At 44.9% G+C, this 19,517-nt stretch carries 15 protein-coding genes; 10 read left to right on the forward strand and 5 right to left on the reverse strand.

The annotated features are described in order from the left end of the window. Positions 1 to 9: 9 nt before the first annotated feature. Entirely contained in the window at positions 10 to 999 is a 990-nt protein-coding gene (locus tag ACYVNW_RS10890; RefSeq protein WP_460679894.1) for an NADP-dependent oxidoreductase, read from the forward strand. 208 nt (positions 1,000 to 1,207) lie between these two features. Here ACYVNW_RS10890 and ACYVNW_RS10895 read toward each other — a convergent pair whose 3' ends face one another. Beyond that, the gene (locus ACYVNW_RS10895; RefSeq protein ID WP_460679895.1) at positions 1,208 to 1,786 is read right to left on the reverse strand and encodes a Crp/Fnr family transcriptional regulator; all 579 of its coding nucleotides are present in this window, start codon (positions 1,784 to 1,786) and stop codon (positions 1,208 to 1,210) included. 137 nt (positions 1,787 to 1,923) lie between these two features. On the opposite strand from ACYVNW_RS10895, the gene ACYVNW_RS10900 reads away from it, so the two are divergent. Then, a complete protein-coding gene (locus ACYVNW_RS10900; protein ID WP_460679896.1) occupies positions 1,924 to 2,376 on the forward strand; it encodes a cupin domain-containing protein in 453 nt (150 codons plus the stop codon). A 146-nt stretch (positions 2,377 to 2,522) separates the two neighbouring features. On the opposite strand, the gene ACYVNW_RS10905 is transcribed toward ACYVNW_RS10900, so the two are convergent. Next, on the reverse strand, positions 2,523 to 4,328 hold the full coding sequence (locus ACYVNW_RS10905) for an erythromycin esterase family protein (protein ID WP_460679897.1): 1,806 nt from the start codon (positions 4,326 to 4,328) through the stop codon (positions 2,523 to 2,525). Positions 4,329 to 4,511: 183 nt separating this feature from the next. Between ACYVNW_RS10905 and ACYVNW_RS10910 the strand changes: the two genes are divergently transcribed. Together ACYVNW_RS10910 and ACYVNW_RS10915 are read left to right on the forward strand one after the other, a co-directional pair. After that, positions 4,512 to 5,573 (forward strand): sensor histidine kinase, encoded by a 1,062-nt coding sequence (locus ACYVNW_RS10910; RefSeq protein ID WP_460679898.1) that lies wholly within the window; start codon positions 4,512 to 4,514, stop codon positions 5,571 to 5,573. Further along, complete coding sequence (locus ACYVNW_RS10915; protein WP_460679899.1) at positions 5,570 to 6,256, forward strand: LytR/AlgR family response regulator transcription factor; 687 nt, start codon at positions 5,570 to 5,572, stop codon at positions 6,254 to 6,256. The genes ACYVNW_RS10910 and ACYVNW_RS10915 overlap by 4 nt, the downstream gene beginning before the upstream one ends. A 117-nt stretch (positions 6,257 to 6,373) precedes the next feature. On the opposite strand, the gene ACYVNW_RS10920 is transcribed toward ACYVNW_RS10915, so the two are convergent. Further along, entirely contained in the window at positions 6,374 to 7,990 is a 1,617-nt protein-coding gene (locus ACYVNW_RS10920) for a carboxylesterase/lipase family protein (protein WP_460679900.1), read from the reverse strand. Between the two features lie 516 nt (positions 7,991 to 8,506). On the opposite strand from ACYVNW_RS10920, the gene ACYVNW_RS10925 reads away from it, so the two are divergent. From ACYVNW_RS10925 to ACYVNW_RS10935, 3 genes are all read left to right on the forward strand, one after another. Further along, positions 8,507 to 9,103 carry a hypothetical protein gene (locus ACYVNW_RS10925; RefSeq protein WP_460679901.1) on the forward strand — a complete coding sequence of 199 codons (597 nt, stop codon included), beginning with the start codon at positions 8,507 to 8,509 and terminating at the stop codon, positions 9,101 to 9,103. 175 nt (positions 9,104 to 9,278) lie between these two features. Then, on the forward strand, positions 9,279 to 11,972 hold the full coding sequence (locus ACYVNW_RS10930) for an alpha-L-rhamnosidase (protein WP_460679902.1): 2,694 nt from the start codon (positions 9,279 to 9,281) through the stop codon (positions 11,970 to 11,972). A gap of 228 nt (positions 11,973 to 12,200) precedes the next feature. Beyond that, positions 12,201 to 13,343 carry a putative sensor domain DACNV-containing protein gene (locus tag ACYVNW_RS10935; RefSeq protein ID WP_460679903.1) on the forward strand — a complete coding sequence of 381 codons (1,143 nt, stop codon included), beginning with the start codon at positions 12,201 to 12,203 and terminating at the stop codon, positions 13,341 to 13,343. Between the two features lie 58 nt (positions 13,344 to 13,401). On the opposite strand, the gene ACYVNW_RS10940 is transcribed toward ACYVNW_RS10935, so the two are convergent. Further along, positions 13,402 to 14,178 carry an alpha/beta hydrolase gene (locus tag ACYVNW_RS10940; RefSeq protein WP_460679904.1) on the reverse strand — a complete coding sequence of 259 codons (777 nt, stop codon included), beginning with the start codon at positions 14,176 to 14,178 and terminating at the stop codon, positions 13,402 to 13,404. A 124-nt stretch (positions 14,179 to 14,302) separates the two neighbouring features. On the opposite strand from ACYVNW_RS10940, the gene ACYVNW_RS10945 reads away from it, so the two are divergent. Then, positions 14,303 to 15,061: a 3-keto-disaccharide hydrolase gene (locus ACYVNW_RS10945; RefSeq protein WP_460679905.1), complete on the forward strand. Its 759-nt coding sequence runs from the start codon at positions 14,303 to 14,305 to the stop codon at positions 15,059 to 15,061. 8 nt (positions 15,062 to 15,069) lie between these two features. Further along, positions 15,070 to 16,428, forward strand: coding sequence for a Gfo/Idh/MocA family protein (locus ACYVNW_RS10950; protein ID WP_460679906.1), 1,359 nt, complete (start codon positions 15,070 to 15,072; stop codon positions 16,426 to 16,428). 130 nt (positions 16,429 to 16,558) lie between these two features. Here the strand turns inward: ACYVNW_RS10950 and ACYVNW_RS10955 are convergent, their stop codons facing one another. Then, positions 16,559 to 17,692: a glycoside hydrolase family 26 protein gene (locus ACYVNW_RS10955; RefSeq protein ID WP_460679907.1), complete on the reverse strand. Its 1,134-nt coding sequence runs from the start codon at positions 17,690 to 17,692 to the stop codon at positions 16,559 to 16,561. Positions 17,693 to 17,784: 92 nt separating this feature from the next. Here ACYVNW_RS10955 and ACYVNW_RS10960 point away from each other — a divergent pair, with 92 nt between their 5' ends. Next, complete coding sequence (locus ACYVNW_RS10960) at positions 17,785 to 19,515, forward strand: GMC oxidoreductase (protein ID WP_460679908.1); 1,731 nt, start codon at positions 17,785 to 17,787, stop codon at positions 19,513 to 19,515. Positions 19,516 to 19,517: the final 2 nt, after the last annotated feature.

Here is a 19,517-nt window from a genome sequence, read left to right on the forward strand (position 1 = left end):
TCTTTAAACATGAAAAGCAAATTAATCAGGTTAATGCATATCCCGGAAGGTATACCCCAAGCCGGCGACTTTCAGATAGAACAAGACGAAACATTCCCCCTCGCTGATGGGGAGTTATTATTAAAGCCGCGATATATTTCTGTTGACCCCTATTTGCGGGTTGCAATGAGCGGCAGCCACCCGCCCAATTTAAATGCCGGTGATATCATTACATCGCGCGGTATAGCCGAAGTGCTCAACTCCACCCATCCAGGCTTTTCGCAAGGTGATATAGTAATGGGGCTCATGCAATGGCGGGATGTTTTGACCACCAAGGCAGACGGATTAACCCGCCTGGAAACTGAGGGTCTGCCGTTAAGCAGCTATTTAAGCGTATTGGGTTCTACCGGTTTATCAGCCTATTTTTCGCTTACGGAAATAGGCAAGCCCAAAAGAGGAGAAACGATACTTGTCTCGGGCGCAGCAGGTGCTGTAGGGAGCATTGCCGGCCAAATTGGCAAAATTTATGGCTGCAAGGTTATTGGTATTTTAGGAAGTGATGAAAAAGCAGCACTGATCACCTCCGGGTTTGGGTTTGATGCAGCCATTAATTACAAAGCTGAGAATATTTATAATGCTATAAAAGAACTTTGCCCTGAAGGGGTTGATGTTTACTTTGATAATGTTGGCGGCGATATATCCGATGCAGTAATTGGCCATATGAACGACTATGGGCGTGTAGTAGTTTGCGGCACTATAGCAGAGTATAATGATAAGCCGGGAGCTGTGGGGCCAAGATTATTCCCCCTTGTTGTTTATAAAAAATTGCTGATACAGGGCTTTCTTATTAGTGATTATAAAGAGCGTTTTGAAGAAGGCAGAACTGTGCTGAAACAATGGCTGGCCGAAGACAAAATTCGTTACAAAGAAACAATTGTCAAGGGCTTCGAAAAACTCCCCAATGCCTTTATCGGGCTTTTTAATGGCAGCAACGAAGGTAAGATGTTGGTGGAGATATAAGCGTAGTGTACCATTCTAATAATGCAATGACTCGGTAGAATACACAAGACTACTAAAAACCAATGCATAACATTGAATCAATAATGTCATTACTTTTTCGCTACCATAGTAAGCTAAAAAATAATGCCCAGCCTTTAAAAAAGCTTTGCACGCCTGCAAGGCTTTTTGTTTTAGTTGGACTTTGTTAAGCTTTAAAGTCATTTCTGACTTATCTCGATACCATCATTTTACGAATCCGGCTTAGTGATTGAGGTGTGATATTTAGATAGGAGGCAATATCTGCAAGTGCAACCTGTTTGGCCACCTCGGGTTGATCTTTTAAAAACAGCTCGTATTTAGCTTTCGCGTCACCTACCAGATAAGCGTTCTTAACAGTAACCATCTTCGCCATCGACAATTGTGCAATCTCATCAATTAAGGCTCGCACATACGGCAGTTGTTCAAATAGTTTCTGTAAGTCAGAGTAGTTGATTGCCAAAGCACTGGTTACAGAAGCAGCCTGAAGGCCCTGCTGTGCAGGCACTCGTCCGTACATACTGTATAAGAAAGACATGAATTGCCCCGGCTCCATAAAGTAGTAAACCAAATCTTTCTCTGTAGGATGCGGAACAGTGATCTTCAAGATTCCTTCCTGAATAAAAAACAACTTGTTAGTGACTTCACCTGCTTTAAGCAACCAATCGCCGGCTTTAAATTGATAACCTTTAAAATAGCTATTGATTACTGTTTGATCTGATGATGCTAAAGGATGAAATTGACTAAGGTATTTGATCAGTTCGACATTCATGAGTTACTTAAACGAAAAATCAGCCATTGCATTGCCACTCATTAAAAGAACACAGATCATATATTATTTAACCTATGTTAAGTGCGGGTAGTGGTGTTTGCAATTACGTTTGCTACTGTTAAATAAATAAGTTTTTTATGATACCAACTTACTGGCTGTTTGGTTCAAAACAGCGAATTTTAAAAAATGCAAATGACACCGATGGTCATTATGATTTGATTGAAGGCGTTTTTCCACCGAGCGCCCAATCTCCTTTGCATGTACACGCAAATTACTCAGAAACCGTTATTGTTCTCGAAGGCCATCTCACCATTTTTATGCCAAACGAGCAGCATGATTTAAATGCTGGTGAAAGCCATTTTATTCCGAAGAATGTTCCTCATGCTATCGTAAACTCGTCAGATAGTAAACCCTTTAAAGCACTTGCCATTGCATCGCCAAGCGGATTTGCACACTTGATTGAAAGTGTTGGAATTATTGCTGATGAAAACAGTGACCAGCCTGCGCTCAACCATAATATGCAACTTGCAGGCCAGGTAATGGCAGAGTTGGGAGACACCATTTTGGGTCCTCCAGGAGCCCGCCCATAAGCTGTAAATATTCAGATCAACGGGCACAACAAAAGAGCCTTGCATATCTGCAAGGCTCTTTTGTTTCGAATCATCCTTTATAAATTACTTCAATCCTCTCAGTATAACATTGCATTTCAATCTGCACTGCATAAAAGCGCTTTGCTTCATTGTTTCAGATAAGACGACGAAGCGGTTGTTGACTTACAAAATACCACACCATCAAACGCGGTATTTATGATGCCGAGGTCACGGTAATCTTCATCATTACTGGTTTGGATGTAGGGTATGTCCAATTGCTTCATGGGTATACGGAGCCAGGCGGCTCCTTTTTCTTTCACTGCAGATGTATTAAGGGATAAAAAGTAAAGGGCCTTTTTTGCTTTGGCAAAAATGTAGGGGTAAGTACCTCTATAGGCGGTTTCAAACAGGTACGCTTTCCATACCTGCTGCGTATAATCAGCCGCTGCCGTATAACTGCCCGAGGCGGAGGTGAAGGCAATAGGTATGTAAGCTTTACCATACAAATCTTTCAGCCATGCTCCCATCATTTTGGAGCCGCCATTGGTCAAATTAGCAATGTGTGCATTGTGTGCCCATACCAATATTTTATCACTTGGGTGCTGGTCGGTATAATATTTCAGATTTTCTGCCATATAACGGTCGCGCGCATCGGCCGATTGATTGTAAAAACGGGTATCGAGCCACTGCTGGCATACACGCACGTACGTTTTCAATTTAAATAACTGTTCAGGAGCAATCTTTTTGTACTGTGCATTTATATAAGTATCCAACTTGTTTAATTCGTCTTTTAAATTATTGGCAAGGCTTTGTATAAACGCCTGATTGTTTTTTGATGAATTAGCGGCAATCAGGGTATCCAGTTTGATACTGATTTGATCTACCTGTTTCGCAATGGCCGGATCATGCTGAAGCCCGATTTGCTTTATGATCCGTCGGGACGACTGTATACGGACATCTTCCATATCTATTCCTATCAATTTTACTTTGCCCGAATGCGTTTGATTGTAGCGGCTTATCCACGCAAAAAGCTCATTCATTTCAACAGATTTCCACAACTTATAAAATGGCATACTCAAAAGGCTATCCTTAATTGCGACGGGGTTGTTATTTAATACATCATTCATTTTATCGCAGGTGGGTATTACCTCTTCCAGCGCAATTGTATTGAAGCCTTTTTCATTTACCAGATAATCCAGTAAACGGAGTTTGAACTGCAGGGCTTCGTGCGTACCGTGGGTAGGTTCGCCAATACCCACTACGGTAGCCTCACCGCAAAACTTACCTATACCTGCCATGTCTGCATGCGATGGCTGAACCTGAACTGATGCTAATGGATATAAATTTTTGTTCAGCCAATTGACATCATTAACCGTAGGTTCGTAGTACAGGCTTAGAGGATCGGCAACCGGTTTTCCGTCCACCTTTACAGTTACATCATCCAACCAGGCCAGCGCGGTACGGTTCAGGGCAACACCGTAATAAAACCCTGCCCATGGCTGTTTACTGTTAACGGTATGGTGTATGGTTACTTTTTGCCATTTATTAAGCATGGAGGATGCCACCTTTGCATAACCCTTATAAATTTGCCTGCCGCTTAGGCTCTGAATAAATAGGCTGACTGCAGAATCGGCCGCATGCGTTATTTTTATCCATCCGCTAACTTCAATGGTGGCAATAGTTTTATACGAAGATAGCCCATAGCTGTTATAAGCAATTATTTCTGAGGCTTTAACTGCATTTGACGCCTCTAATTTTAAGGCACATTTGCCGGTATGTGTATTTGTCGAATCAAGATAAATTTCATTACCAGGTGAATTGCCCGACACGCTCCACCCCCTTGAAATGCCTTTAGCACTTTTGAGTTCAAAGCTTCCGTTTACAGTTTCCTGCGCCTTGCTCGTTTTGTTGATGATTAATAAGGCTATTAACAGTTTAAAAAGATGTTTCATTTGTTTAACTCTTTTGGTTGAATAGCTGCAAATAAAAGGGCGCTTTATTACAGTTATTCAACTTTTTCGACAGGCCGTCTTAAGCGCTCCATCAAATAATGGGGCACGCTATTCGTCGTGCAAAAACCACAATTCGCCGAAAAGCAGTTGCCCGGCATAGAGAATTTATTACATCTTAGCATCGTGTTAAAAACAACAAAAATTACCTTTCCACTGGCTTTTGAATTGCTGATCTGGCTCTCATACGTAGGTATGTACAAATACTCATATCTGGTCGAGCAGGCACATTTGCCGCACATTCCAAATTCCAGTTTTCCATATTTTGAGGTTTGTCTTTATGGCCTCGCTACTACCCTGTATCTTATACCTTATTACCGCTGGGTAGTACCCAGGCTACTTAATCAAAAAAGCTACGGGTGGTTGCTGGCCTCAACCCTTATAGTATTGTTGTTTTTTAGCATTTGGAACAATGCCGCCATTGCATGGCTATTTATGCAATTTACCGATGGCCCCTTGCACCATTACTTTTACCTGCGCAGCCAAACCCGTTTCGTTGATTTTAACCTGCTGGTTACTGATTTTCTTGCCTTCTTCTGCCTCGCCTTCGCCCGTTTCTCTTACCATAATGAAGTACTGCGCCGCAGGATAGAAACCGACCACCTGAACCTGCAGTTAAGTATGCTGAAAGCTCAATTACAGCCGCATTTTCTATTCAACACGTTGAATGGCTTATATGGCATGAGCCTGACGGGGTCAAAAGATACACCGCGTTATATCCTGTTGCTCTCGCAAATGATGCAGTATATTTTGTATGATTGCGATAAAGAGCGGGTTGACATGGCAAACGAACTTGATTTTATGAACGGGTATTTCGAACTGGAACATAAAAAGTTTCCCGGTGCCAGCATTCATTTGGAGGCTGTGGGTACTGCTGCCCATCTTGAAATACCGCCCTTGTTATTTTTACCCTTGATAGAGAACAGCTTTAAGCACGGCCGCCACAAACTTACTGACCAGGCCACGGTAAAAGCCCATTTGCAAATACAGCCCGAGGATGTAGTATTCAGCATTATGAATGATGTTATGCCACAGATGAACGCCACCGAAAAAGCACCTAAAGGCGGCATAGGCCTTCGCAATCTTGAAAAACGGCTGGAGTTATATTATCCTAACGGGCGCCACCAGTTAGCCATTATACAGGATGACGATACTTATACAGCTACCTTAACGTTAAAGCGCTCATGACCTGTGTAATTATAGATGATGAACCGCTGGCCCACCAGGTGCTGCAGCATTATATAAATGAAACGCCGGGGCTGATACTGGCAGCAAGCTTCCGCAACACCATTGAGGCTTTTGAGTATTTAGGCAAAACACGTGTTGACTTGCTGTTTTTAGACATTGAAATGCCCTTGGTGAACGGACTCCATTTTCTTAAAGCCCTTACAGAACCTCCGCCTACTATATTTACTACCGCTTACAAGCAATATGCTTATGATGGATTCGAATTGAATGCTATTGACTATCTACTGAAGCCTTTTTCATACGAGCGCTTTGTTAAAGCCGTACAGAAAGCGGAGAGTTTACGGCCTAAAATGCAGCCCGTTCAAAACGGCACTTTACTCATTAAAGACAAGCAGGGTGCACAATTAATTACCCAAGCAGAGATTTTATACATAGAAGGCTTTGGTGATTACGTGAAGATACATACCGTAAAACAAACCCATGTAACCTACCATACTTTAAAAGGATTACTTGAAAAACTGGATTCTACCCTGTTTATACAAGTGCACCGTTCACATATTGTAAACAAAACCCAGGTTAGCCGCATTACGGCTGATGCGCTTATTCTTCACAATCAAACCTTTGTGCCTTTAGGGCAGGTATACAAAAAAGAAGTACTTGATAAACTTTCCGGTAACTCATAAAATCGCTTAAATGCAAAACGCCCAAATCATGATTAGTGAATTTGGGCGTTTTGCAAATGCCATCAACCGCATAAACAACTTATTATCCGGCTATCTGACCATATAGCGGCCTTTTGTTTAAGGCATTGGTGAAGCCGCTATTTTCAACAGGGCTGCGTCAGGATGATTGCGCAGTACCGGCTTTACATCAAATATCATGGTTGCACCATTGGCTGCTGTATACGCCGGCCATTGTGGTAAGCCGGGGGCATTAGGGTTGCCGGTTTTGGCAAAATTAATCCAGGCACTGCTCATTTTTGCAGCCAGTGCATAGGCGTCTTTGCCTCCGCCTGTCATTTCCTCACAGCGTTTAATGTTATCAAACTGAAACGCAATATCCATGCAGTGCATGGCTTTGTACATACCATCGTTTACCGGAGACTGCCAGGTAAACAAATACATATACACAGGCGCAGCACCTGCCAGGCCCGATTTCTGGTCGGCCTGCTTTATGGCCAATGACCGGAAACCAAACTCAATATCGGTATATTCTGATGGTTTTGTGGTATTAGGATATGCCTGCTTAACAGCAGCAATGTAGGCATCGGTATTGCTTCCGTATTTTTTCTGAAGTGAAGCTTTTACCTGGTCCATAGTCAACCCTTTTGGAGTAGGCGCAAAAGCCGCAAATTCGTTTTTGGTGGTTCCAACCAGCAGGGGCACGTTTTTGGCAAGTTCCATGGCTTTGGCATCAGTAGGTTGATAAGGGAACATTTCTCCATCAAGTACAGCATTCCATCCTACATTGGCGGATTTGCCTTCCTTGCGTAATTCTGCACTTACTTTTCCCATCGCTTTTTTGCTGGCTACGTTCAACGTTTCGTACGGAATTTTCTGAAGTGAATCTACCTGTGAGGGTTGCAGGTGTAACTCAGTAAGTACAGCCGCTGCCAACTTTTGCGAAACAGCTTTATCTGTAAACGAGGTAATGTAACTACCGCTTTCCACAATCGCTTTCTGAAACAGGCCTTTCGCCATTGGCGTATTCATCATACATGTTACTTTACCGCCGCCGCCAGACTGCCCGAAGATGGTTACGTTATCCGGATCACCCCCAAACTGGGCGATATTTTCTTTTACCCACTGTAAGGCCGCAACCAGATCGGCGAGGCCTGCGTTGCCAGAGTTTTTATACTTTTCGCCATAAGCCGACAAGTCGAGAAAGCCAAGCACATTTAAGCGGTGATTAACGGAAACCAAAACCACATCGCCTTTTTTGGCCAGATTTTCACCATCATATGATGGCAGTTCAATAGACGAGCCGGCCGTAAAGCCTCCGCCATGCAGCCAAACCATTACCGGCCGCTTTTTACCGTCATTCAGTTTTTGAGTCCAAACATTTAAAGTTTGGCAATGCTCATTGGAGTAGCCCAAATTGTGGTTAAAGGCAAATTCAAAAGCGTCATTTACTTGCGTAGTTGGGTCGGTAGGGCAAACAGGGCCATAAGCCATTGAGCTGCGTACATCCGTCCAAGGCTTAGGTTTCTGTGGAAGTGTAAAACGGTCAGCCTGTGCGTAAGGGATACCCTTAAAAGTAAAAATGTTATTGTGGATATAGCCTTTTACTTTTCCATACACGGTAGAAGTAACAGCAATATTTTCACCGGCTTTCACGGCGTCCTGGTTCTGGCAAAAGGCCGGCGAACTTAAAAAGCAGGCGGTTGCCAGCGTTAAAGTAGTAATGAGTTTTTTCATGAGGTTATATAATGGGTTACTGATGCTATTGTGTAAATATAACTCAATGAGATGAAAAAGCAACTTATAGGGTAGAAAATATGAAAATAGCATACTTTATAAAACTAAGTTTTATAAAGTATTTTTATGTTTTAAATGTAAAACCCCTTTTAGCACAGATGTAATTGAAAAAAGGAATTTTAGTTGGAGAAATGCTGGTTCAGGCCCGGCCTCAGGAGTATAATACTCGCATACCTGCAAAGTGCTCTTTGCTTTTGGTGAGCTTTATTAAGTTATAGTGGAAAGATGTAGCAGTACTTGTTTAATTTTTACACTCAGAATAATGAGCTTGATTGGTAACTGTTATATTAGCCGTAACATTATACTACCATGATATATATTAAGTGCCGCCTTATATTTACCATTCTGTTAATATCATCGCTACATCTCTTTTCTCAACCGAAACAATTGAATGTTGGCAATTCGTTCTGGCACAATTATAATACTTTAAACCAAAGCAGGTTAGGCATACCCGACTTGGCACTAACTACTGACAACGGCTTTCATTGGCGATTATGGTATAATGGGCAAGCAGCATCATATGTTCTTAATCTTGACAAGAAAATTGATTCAAATTATAAGGCAAACATTTACCTGTTCACAAAAAAATATGTTGACACATGGAAAGAGAAGCCAACAAACAGGATATTTATTAAAACATATCAGCTAACTGCACAACAGGCTAATCAAATAGCAACCCTATTGCAAGATCAACACATTAGTGAAATACCTACTGATAGCCTTATTAAAGGGTGGGGCGATATAATAGGGTTTGATGGTATTACTTATAACATAGAAGAGGTAAGCGACAATGCTTACAGCTCTAAATCCTATTGGACACCTTCATCAATTAACGTAAAAGAAGCAAAGCATATACAGGCTTTCTTAAATAGTATCGAAAACATTGTTGATAGCAAGCAGCTCTTTGTAGATTTTACCAAGCATGTACCTTTTGCAGCTTATAAAACAGGAGGTCCTACGACAGGCATTAAGATTATGACCAAGAAGCAGCAAAGTGAGCTAAAAAAGGAACGCGATGCTTACCGTAAAACTCATGAACTTGTTGATCAATAATAATGCTACGCACGGAAATATTCTGTGCGTATTTCTAAAGTGAAATTAAAAATAATTCAAGATACACTAAAGCATTTAAAAGCATTAAACAATATTCACTAGTTAAAAAGCTTTTACTGTTTATACATCTCTCCCTTTTTGCATCTCCCCCACAATTGCACGATATTAGCGAACCATGAAAACACCAATCCACTGGTTTGCTACCCTCATCACTATATTTTCACTGCTCTGCACCACTGCATTTGCTGCCGGGCCAACTCACCTGAAAACCGAATACCTGATTAACCCCATCGGCCTAGACAATACCCACCCTCGCTTCACCTGGATGATGGATGATACCCGGCAAGGTGCTAAACAAACCGCTTATCAACTGCTAATTGGTACCGATTCGGGCGAGGTAAGCCATGGCAAGGGCAACGTTTGGTCTACTTCAAAAATCAGCTCCCCGGCGGCACTGGTTACCTATCAGGGGCAAGCACTTCAGCCTTTTACCCGCTATTATTGGCGTGTATCGCTTTGGGATAAAAATGGTAAAGTCATGCCTGCATCTGCTGTCAATAACTTTGAAATGGGAATGCTGAAAATTACCAACTGGCGCGGTACCTGGATCAGCGACCAAGAAAGTCGCAATTTTGGCCCGGCACCTTATTTCCGTACCACGTTTAGCAGTGGTAAACAAATCAAATCGGCACGGGCATACATTGCTGCAGCGGGGTTGTACGAATTATATATTAACGGCCAGAAAATAGGTAACCACCGCCTCGACCCCATGTATACCCGCTTCGACCGGCGCAACCTGTATGTTACCTATGATGTAACACCTCAGCTCACCGCAGGCAAAAATGCTATAGGCGTATTGCTGGGCAACGGTTGGTATAACCATCAATCTACCGCCGTTTGGGATTACCACCTGGCGCCCTGGCGGCAACGGCCTACCTTCTGCCTAGATCTGCGCATTACCTATATCGATGGCAGCGTGGAAATCATCAGTTCTAACGAACGCTGGAAAACAGCGCCAAGTCCAGTCATCATGAACAACATTTACACTGCCGAACATTATGATGCCCGGCTGGAGCAAACCGGCTGGAACACCGCTAATTTTGACGACAGTAAATGGAAAGCTGCCTTTAACCGCCCTGCCCCATCGCAAAACGTAACAGCCCAGGCTATGGTGCCAGTACGTAATGTGGAAAAAATTCCGGCTCAATCCATTACCCGTTTCAGTGATGAAAATTATGTGTTCAATATCGGTCGCAATATCTCCGGCGTGTCTAAAATCACCGTAAGCGGCAAAGTCGGAACCCTGATTCGTTTAAAGCACGGAGAGCGTTTGCAGAAGAACGGGCATGTGGATTTGTCGAATATCGATATCCATTATCGCCCCACTGATGATACCGACCCTTTCCAAGTGGACATCTTTATTCTGAGCGGCAAAGGCCCGGAAACTTTTATGCCTAAATTTAACTACAAAGGCTTTCAGTACGTGGAGGTGAACAGCAGTGAACCTATCCAATTGAGCAAAGAGAACTTAACCGCTTACTTTATGCACAGTGATGTGGAACCCATTGGTCAACTAAGCACCTCAAACCCCACCATCAACAAAATATGGAGCGCCACCAATAATTCCTACCTCAGCAACCTGTTTGGCTACCCCACCGATTGTCCGCAGCGCGAAAAGAATGGCTGGACGGGTGATGCCCATATTGCGGCCGAAACCGGCTTGTACAGTTTTGACGGTATTACGGTGTATGAAAAGTGGATGGCCGACCACCGCGATGAGCAGCAGCCCAATGGTACACTGCCTTCTATCATTCCATCACCAGGTTGGGGTTACGAGTGGGGCAATGGCCCCGACTGGACAAGCACCGTGGCCCTCATCCCCTGGAATGTGTATTTGTTTTATGGTGATACCAAAATACTGGCCGATAATTATGAGAACATCAAGCGCTATGTCAACCATATCAACAACCTCTACCCTACCGGCTTAACCACCTGGGGCTTGGGAGACTGGGTGCCGGTAAAATCAAAATCGCCGGTAGAGCTCACCTCAACTGCTTACTATTTTGCAGATGTAACCATTGCCGCTAAAATTGCAGGCATGCTGGATCACAAAGCCGAACAGGAGCAGTACTTGGCTTTAGCCGATAAAATTAAAAAGGCGTTTAACAACAAGTACCTCAACCCAAAAACAGGAGTTTATAACACCGGCCTACAAACCGAACTGGCCGTGCCCCTGTATTGGGGCTTGGTACCGCAAGATGCAAAGGCTAAAACCGCTGCACGTTTAGCAGAACGGGTGAAAGCAGACAACTATCATCTGGATGTAGGAATATTAGGTGCTAAAGCCATTCTGAGTGCGTTAAGCGACAATGGCTACGCCGATGTAGCTTACAAAATCGCTTCGCAGGAAACCTACCCTTCATGGGGATGGTGGATGGTGAACGGGGCTACCACTCTGTATGAGAACTGGAATATTGAAGCCAAAAATGATATCTCACTTAACCACATTATGTTTGGCGAAATTGGTGCGTGGCTGTATAAAGGCATAGGCGGCATTAAACCGGATGAAAAGCAGGCCGGATTTAAACATGTGGTATTACAGCCCAACTTTGTAACCGGCCTTGAGCAGTATACCTCAAGCCATACCGGCCCTTATGGTAAAATCATATCTGCGTGGAAGCGTGATGGCGGCACCATTGAATATGCCGTAACCGTTCCGGCTAATTCATCGGCTGATATTCAATTCCCGGCGGGAACCAAGGCTTTTTTGAGTGGTAAACCGGTAAGCAGCACCTATCACATCGAAGCAGGTAATTATCGTTTTTTCATACAAAAAGTAATAACGGCATACGCCAAAACCAACTATTAAAGGTTATATAAACGCTTTTTGGCTGGTGGTAATACATCAGCTGTGATTGCCGATATAATTAAATATTAAGCATTTACGTACAATGCTAAAGTATTAAGTCATTGCGAGCGATAGCGTGGCAATGACATCTCAATTGGGCTTTTATGCCATCTTAGGGTTAAAATATTTTATCCTATTGCATTCAACAGTGCACATTAATTATCATTGTTTAATTAATCGCCAACCCTTATGTTATCAGAACCGACTTACTTAGCAGCACGCATGGTATCCGCTACCATAGCCCGGCATTTTGCCAGGCACCTGCAGGCGGTTTCTGCCCTAACTAATCAGCCTTTGGCCTCGCCGCCTGAGGCTTCTATGATTGAAGCTATTATCGACATTGCCTTCTGGGCAAGTTTGCAGCGCGAAGAAGGCCATTCGCCCAAGATATCTATTGCCTTACTACAACCCGAACAATCGGAAAAGCCGCTGCTGTTTGGTGAAAAGCTGCGGATGACACCTCAAAATCTGGTCAAACTGGCCCCGGCAGTAGCACAACCGGGCATCCATTTAGGGGTTTGGCCCGATGGTGATAACCTGTGCATCTGGGGCACCACCCACAGCGTTCCGGGTATTTGCTTTGTGCTGGAAGTAGTAGAACCCGGATTGCTGGTCATCAAACACCGCCGGGTGGAAGGCTTTGGCAAGTTTGTGAACGTAGCGGTATTACAGGGCGATCAGATTAAAATTCTGGATGAAGACCGTATGGGTATTGCCGATTGCCCGGCGCTGATGGCCTCGTTAAATAGTATGCCCCTACCCTCTACCATGGGCGAATCTTTCAATCTGCTGGTACAGCTGGCGGCTTCTATGCGCCTGCACGGCAAAGGCGGACTGGTGCTTATGGTACCCGAAAACTCGTATGACTGGCAAAATTCCATCATTCAACCCATCAAATATCCGGTAAGCCCGCCCTATAGTGCTATTTCAGATTTGATGGCACAATCAGAAGCCGAACAAGATGAACTGGAATGGCAGGAGGCCCTGCTGCAAGCGATTGACCTCATTGGCGGCTTTACCGCAGTTGACGGCGCTACCATCATCACCCAAAACTATAACCTCCTGGCTTTCGGCGCTAAAGTAGCCCGTTCGGCAGCCAGCATTCCGGTAGAAGAAATGGTACTCACCGAGCCTTTGGCCGATGGCAAAGCTACCCGCATACACCCCGCCCAGCATGGCGGCACCCGGCACCTGGCCGCCGCCCAATTCGTGCACGATCAGCCCGAGGCTGTGGCCCTGGTGGCCTCTCAGGATGGGCAGTTCACCATATTTGCCTGGTCGGCAGCATTGAAAAGGGTACATGCCCACCGAATTGATGCTTTATTGTTATAATTTCAGTAGCGCATCATCGCAGCTTTTGTTATATAAGCAGCGAATGTATAGCCGAATATTAAGATGCAATAAACTGAGCTACATCTTTGGCTAAATCTGATAAAAAGGCATTTCGGTTGGGTTGGCAATCTTCAATCTGAGGCGGCAGTTCATCCATGTAACTAAAATGCCCGGCTTCCTCATCCAGCACCAATTTTATTTGATCCTGGTTATCAAATGTTTCTTTGAATAGTAACGCCTTAGCGGCCGGAGTGATATTATCCTTGCCACCATTGCGCAGATAGATTTGCGTATCGACTAACTGCAATGCGCCCGGGTGCAGAAAAAAATCAACTGGTGGTGCCAAAAGGGCAAGCCTGTCAAACTTTTGAATTGACTTGGCACCCAAATGATTACCAGAAAACGTAATTGCTTTTCCTCCGGCAAGAGTAAGCAACAACGTTGCGCCAATAGAATGCCCTATACCTGCCATAGGCTGATCGAAATGCGAATACATTTTCAAACTGATTTCAAGCCGCTCAATACGAGCCTCTAACTCCTCTTTGGCAGGGGTCAGAGCGTTCAGCATATCAAAATATGGAGCGACAACAGTGCATCCACAGCTGGCTGTAGTTCTCAATAACGCAAGGTGCCGATCAGGGCTTCCACCACGCCCTGCTGCAAAGGTAACTATGCGCTTAGGCTGTTCAGCTTCAAAAACTTTTACGTCAAAACCCTTTCCGCCATTCCGTATCTGCCGGATACTCTCAGAAAATTTCATGCTTTGAATTGATTCTCCTGTAAAACTAATGATAGCATATACATCCAGAAAACTTCCATAAAAATAATAAAGCATCAATATTTTTACTTGTCAGCAGTACATTTTTATCAGTTAAATTGCTTTATCTTTAGCTAAACGGCTGCGGCGCTGTGCCTTCCCGGGCAAGCATTACAGCTAAACTGATAACCAATTTGTACCTATGAACAAAAAAACTTTGTTGTTACCGGCGTTTGCATTGTTAATGCTTACTGCCGCCACCCGCACTTCTGCACAACAGCCCCATTCGCTTAATCAACTAACCGCTCAGGAAAAAAAGGAAGGTTATAAACTTCTTTGGGATGGAAAAACTACTACGGGCTGGCGTGGTATTTTTAAAGACCGTTTTCCTGAAAAAGGATGGACGATGAATGAGGGTGTGCTTACCATTCAGGCATCCAACGGTAAAGAAGAAGGTTTAGGTGGCGATTTGGTTACAGATAAAGAATACAGCGCCTTTATCTTAAAATTCGATTTCAAACTCACCGAAGGCGCTAACAGCGGTGTTAAGTATTTTGTGACCGAACAGGAAAAAACCTCGCAATCCGGTATCGGCCTGGAGTACCAGGTGCTGGATGATGAGCGCCACCCAGACGCCAAACTGGGGCGTGACGGTGACCGTACCTTAGCTTCGTTATATGATTTGATTACCGCACAAAAACCGGCAGCGTCCATCAGGCCTATAGGCGAATGGAATTCTGGTATCATTAAAGTATTCCCGAATAACCATGTGGAGCATTGGCTCAACGGTTATAAAGTATTGGAATATGAACGTGGGTCGAAATCATTTGAAGATTTAGTAGCGATTAGTAAATACAAGGTTTGGGAGCATTTTGGGGAGGCTGCTAAAGGCCATATACTGTTGCAAGATCACGGCAACACAGTATCCTACAGAAATCTTAAAATTAAAGAATTGAAATAAGTTGGCTTATGAAAAACTCAAGAAGAAAGTTTATCAAACAGGCAGCCATTGCCTCGGCCGGAACTTATATAGGCACCATAGGCTTATCGGCAAAAAGTTATGCCAACATTATGGGTGCTAATGACCGGGTTCGTGTAGGCATAGTAGGTTTTTCCGACCGCTTTAAAGACACACTGTTCCCCTGCTTTTTAAACCACCACCAAGATTTAAATTTTGATGTGGTGGCCTTGTCCGACTTATGGAGTTACCGGCGCAATTTAGGCCTGGCTCATATTAAAGATAAGATAGGTCATGAGATAACCGCCTGTCGTAATAATGATGAGTTGTACAATTTAAAAGATGTAGATGCAGTTATCATCAGTTCGCCCGATTTTGCCCATGCCTCGCATGCCATTGAAGCCGTGAACCATAAAAAGGATGTGTATTGTGAAAAGCCCTTTGCCGAAACTATGGAGGATAACCGGGCGGCATTGAAAGCAGTAAAAGCATCGAAGCAGATCCTGCAAATTGGCTCACAACGGCGCAGTGGGCAAAACTATCAGGCCGCGGCCGATTTCATTAAAGAGGGCAAATTTGGCAACATCACCATGGTAGAACTTACCTGGAACGTAAACCAGCCCGGCCGCTGGCGCCGGCCCGATTTGGTAGCCAAGTTGAAAGAAGAAGATACCGACTGGAAACGTTTTTTACTCAACCGCCCCTACGAGTCTTTTAACCCGCGCATTTATTTAGAGTACCGCCTGTTTTGGCCGTATTCATCGGGTATGCCGGGGCAATGGATGTCGCACCAGATTGATACCGTACACTGGTTTACCGGCCTGCCGCATCCGCGCAGCGTAACCGCTAACGGCGGCATTTATATGTGGAAAGATGGCCGCCGCAACTGGGATACAACTACGGCGGTGTTTGATTACGGTCCGCTGGATGACATGAGCAAAGGGTTTCAGGTTACCTTCTCTTCGCGCATGCACAATGGCGACGAAAATCCTGCTGAGATCTACTACGCTAATGGAGGCGAGTTGAACCTCATCACCAATACCGTTTCGCCCAAAGGCGGATTAAGTGAACGGGCTGCGGCAGCTATGCGCATGAAGCCTAACCTGCTGCCCGAACTGAAACTGGCCTCCCCAACCTTAAAAGCAGTAGCCTCAGCCAACACCGGTGCCGATATATTAAGCTCCAACCACATGCGCAACTGGATGGAGTGCATCCGCAGCCGCCAGCAACCCAACGCCCCGGTGGAAGCTGGTTACGCTCACTCCATTGCCAACATCATGACCAACGCCGCCGTACACACCGGAGGCAAAGCCACATTTGATGCCGCAAGGCAGGAGGTGATGGTAAATGGTAAGGTGTTTAAGTATTAGGCTTTTCCCTATCTCTGCCTCTTGTCATTTCTACCGCAGGAAGAAATCTTTTTCATCAAGCCGGTCTATAGTAGACTCATCACACGAAGAAGATTTCTTCCTGCGGTAGAAATGACACCTTAACTGAGGCTTACAAACCACCATACACCTTCAATTTTGTCACTTCCTTCTGAAACAGCGTCTGCGGCAAATCATAAAACCGTTTAAAATCTGCAGCCGAGACATGCCCGGTATAAGGCACGTAGTATTCCATCGAGTCATCTTGCTTTTTATATCCGGCATTGCGCCAAAGCATCACATAAGCAATGCGGTGAGTACCTATGCCTTTGGCCAGTACCTGCGTCCACCAATTGGCATCGGGGACTAAATTGTACCCAATCTCACCAATAGCCGGAACTTTGTGCTGTTGTGCAGTAACTTGTTCTAATATGGTTAATTTACTATCCAGCATCCGGGCGAATGCTGCACCATTGTTGGGATCACCGGTTTGGTAGGTGTCGAAGCTTACCAAGTCCACCATATCATCGCCGGGGTATCGTTCTAAAAACTCAGCTACTGAGTTAAACTCAGTGCCGGTATTGTATACATAAAGCAGGTTGTGCAGTTGCTTCACATCCCTCAGATAATGCACCGTGAAGCGGTACAATTGTTTAAACTCATCTGCGTTGCCGGAGTTTTTGCCCCACCAAAACCAGCCACCGGTCAGCTCGTGCAAAGGGCGGTACAAAATGGGGATCGGCTCCCCATGTTTACCTTTTAAACCGGCTAAAAATTCTGCTACTTTATCCAATTGCTGCCGGTATACTTCATATTTGGCTCCACCGGGCAAAGCTGCGGCAATACTGCCTGCCGCCGGATCCCAAGCCGATTTACCCGTGAGCGGATTGGTACCATGCCAGCTAATGGTGTTGATGCCGCCACGCTCATATACTTCTTTAATATGCTGCTTGATATTATTAAACGGCACAGTATCAATATTCACAGCTTCATTCAGTTCCAAGTGTGAAAGCTCCCAGCCGTACAGGGCCGGGTAATCGCCGGCGGTCTCTTTTACATCGCTGCGATCGGGTTGGTATTTCCATTTTACGCCATAAGCCAAATCATCCTGATGGCCGAACAGGTAAGCCTGTTGCCGGATTTGATTCAGATGATTAAGTAAGTTGCGGGTTTGTGGTGTAACTTTAATATCAGCAGGCAGTAGTTGTTGGGCTTCTGTTATAGTAAAGCACATGGCCAGTAACAAAACAAATGCGGCTCTCATCATATCAGTTAATTTAACTTTATACTTTAAAATCTCATTGGTGTTTCTTCCAATTAAATTTTGCATATTGAATTACCAATTATTGCACCTTCAATATGTCAGTAAATTTCTCGGGGGCTGGGGCAGGTGATGCGCAGGCCCGCACTTTTGATGCCATTGTGGTAGGCTCGGGCATCAGCGGCGGCTGGGCAGCCAAAGAGCTTTGTGAACAAGGGTTGAAAACCTTGGTACTGGAGCGTGGCCGGCCGGTAGAGCACATCAAAGATTACCCTACCGCTACCACACCGCCCTGGGAGTTCCCCTATCGCGGCCGCATGAGCGCTGCCTTTTACAGGGAGAACCCTTTAATTACCAAAGCCGCCGGTTATGGCGACGATTGCGACCACTTTTTTGTGAAAGATGCCGACCATCCCTATGTGCAGGAAAAACCTTTCGACTGGATACGTGGCTACCAGGTAGGCGGCAAATCACTTACCTGGGGGCGGGCTACTCAGCGCTGGAGCAATTTTGAATTTACCGCCCCTAAACGCTTTGGCTATGGCATTGAGTGGCCCATTGGTTATAATGATGTAGCGCCCTGGTACTCGCATGTAGAAAAATTTATTGGTATCTGCGGCAGTAAGGATGGGCTGGAAGCCATGCCCGACGGCGAGTTTCTACCCCCTTTTGAGATGAACGCCCCCTTGAAAGCTTTTAAGGAAAATCTAAAGGATAATTACACCGACCGCCACCTGGTACATGCCCGCTGGGCGCACCTCACCGAGCCAAAAGAAATTCATTTGCAGCAAGGCCGGGGCAAATGCCAGGCACGTAATATGTGTATGCGGGGCTGCCCGTTCGGAGGCTATTTTAGCTCGGTAAGTTCTACGCTGCCCTGGGCACAGAAAACAGGCAACTTAACTATCCGGCCGCACTCGGTAGTACATTCCATCATTTACGATGAGCAATTGGGCAAAGCTAAAGGCGTACGGGTGATTGATGCACAGACCAAAGAACCTGTAGAGTATTATGCCAAGATTATCTTCATGAATGCTTCGGCCTTGAATACCAATTTGGTACTGCTTAATTCTACCTCCAACCGTTTTCCTAACGGTTTGGGAAATGATAACGGGCTGCTGGGTAAATACATTGCTTTCCATAACTACCGCGCATCCATTGGCGGCACGCTGGCAGGTTATGAGGACAAATACTATTACGGCCGAAACCCTACAGATTTGATATTGGTAAACTACCGCAACCTGCATAAACAGGAAACCGATTACTTTGGCGGTTTTACCACTTTTGTGAACGCCTACCGCGAGTCGCCTATGGGGCACCAGTTAGACGGCCCTGAGATTGGCGCTAATTATAAAGATACCATCAGCGAACCTGGTGGCTGGCATGTGTTTATGTATCTGCAAGGCGAAACTGTGCCCAAAGAAAGCAACCATGTACGCCTGAGCAAGACCGAAAAAGACCAATGGGGTATTCCGTTATTAGTTACTTCGGTAGCGTATGATGATAACGACGAGCGCATGATAACCGACTTTTTAAAACAGGGCACCGAAATGCTGGAAAAACTGGGCTGCAAAAACATTAAGGGGAATAATAACAAGCAAGCTCCGGGTCTGGACATTCACGAGATGGGTGGCGTACGCATGGGCAAAGACCCTAAAACATCGCTATTGAACGAATGGAACCAGCTGCATCTATGCAAAAATGTATTTGTAACCGATGGGGCATGCATGACCAGTACCGGTAACCAAAGCCCATCTATTTTATACATGGCACTTACGGCACGGGCAGCCAATTATGCGGCTGATGCCGTTAAAAAAGGCATACTTTAACA

The organism is Mucilaginibacter koreensis (assembly GCF_054783355.1).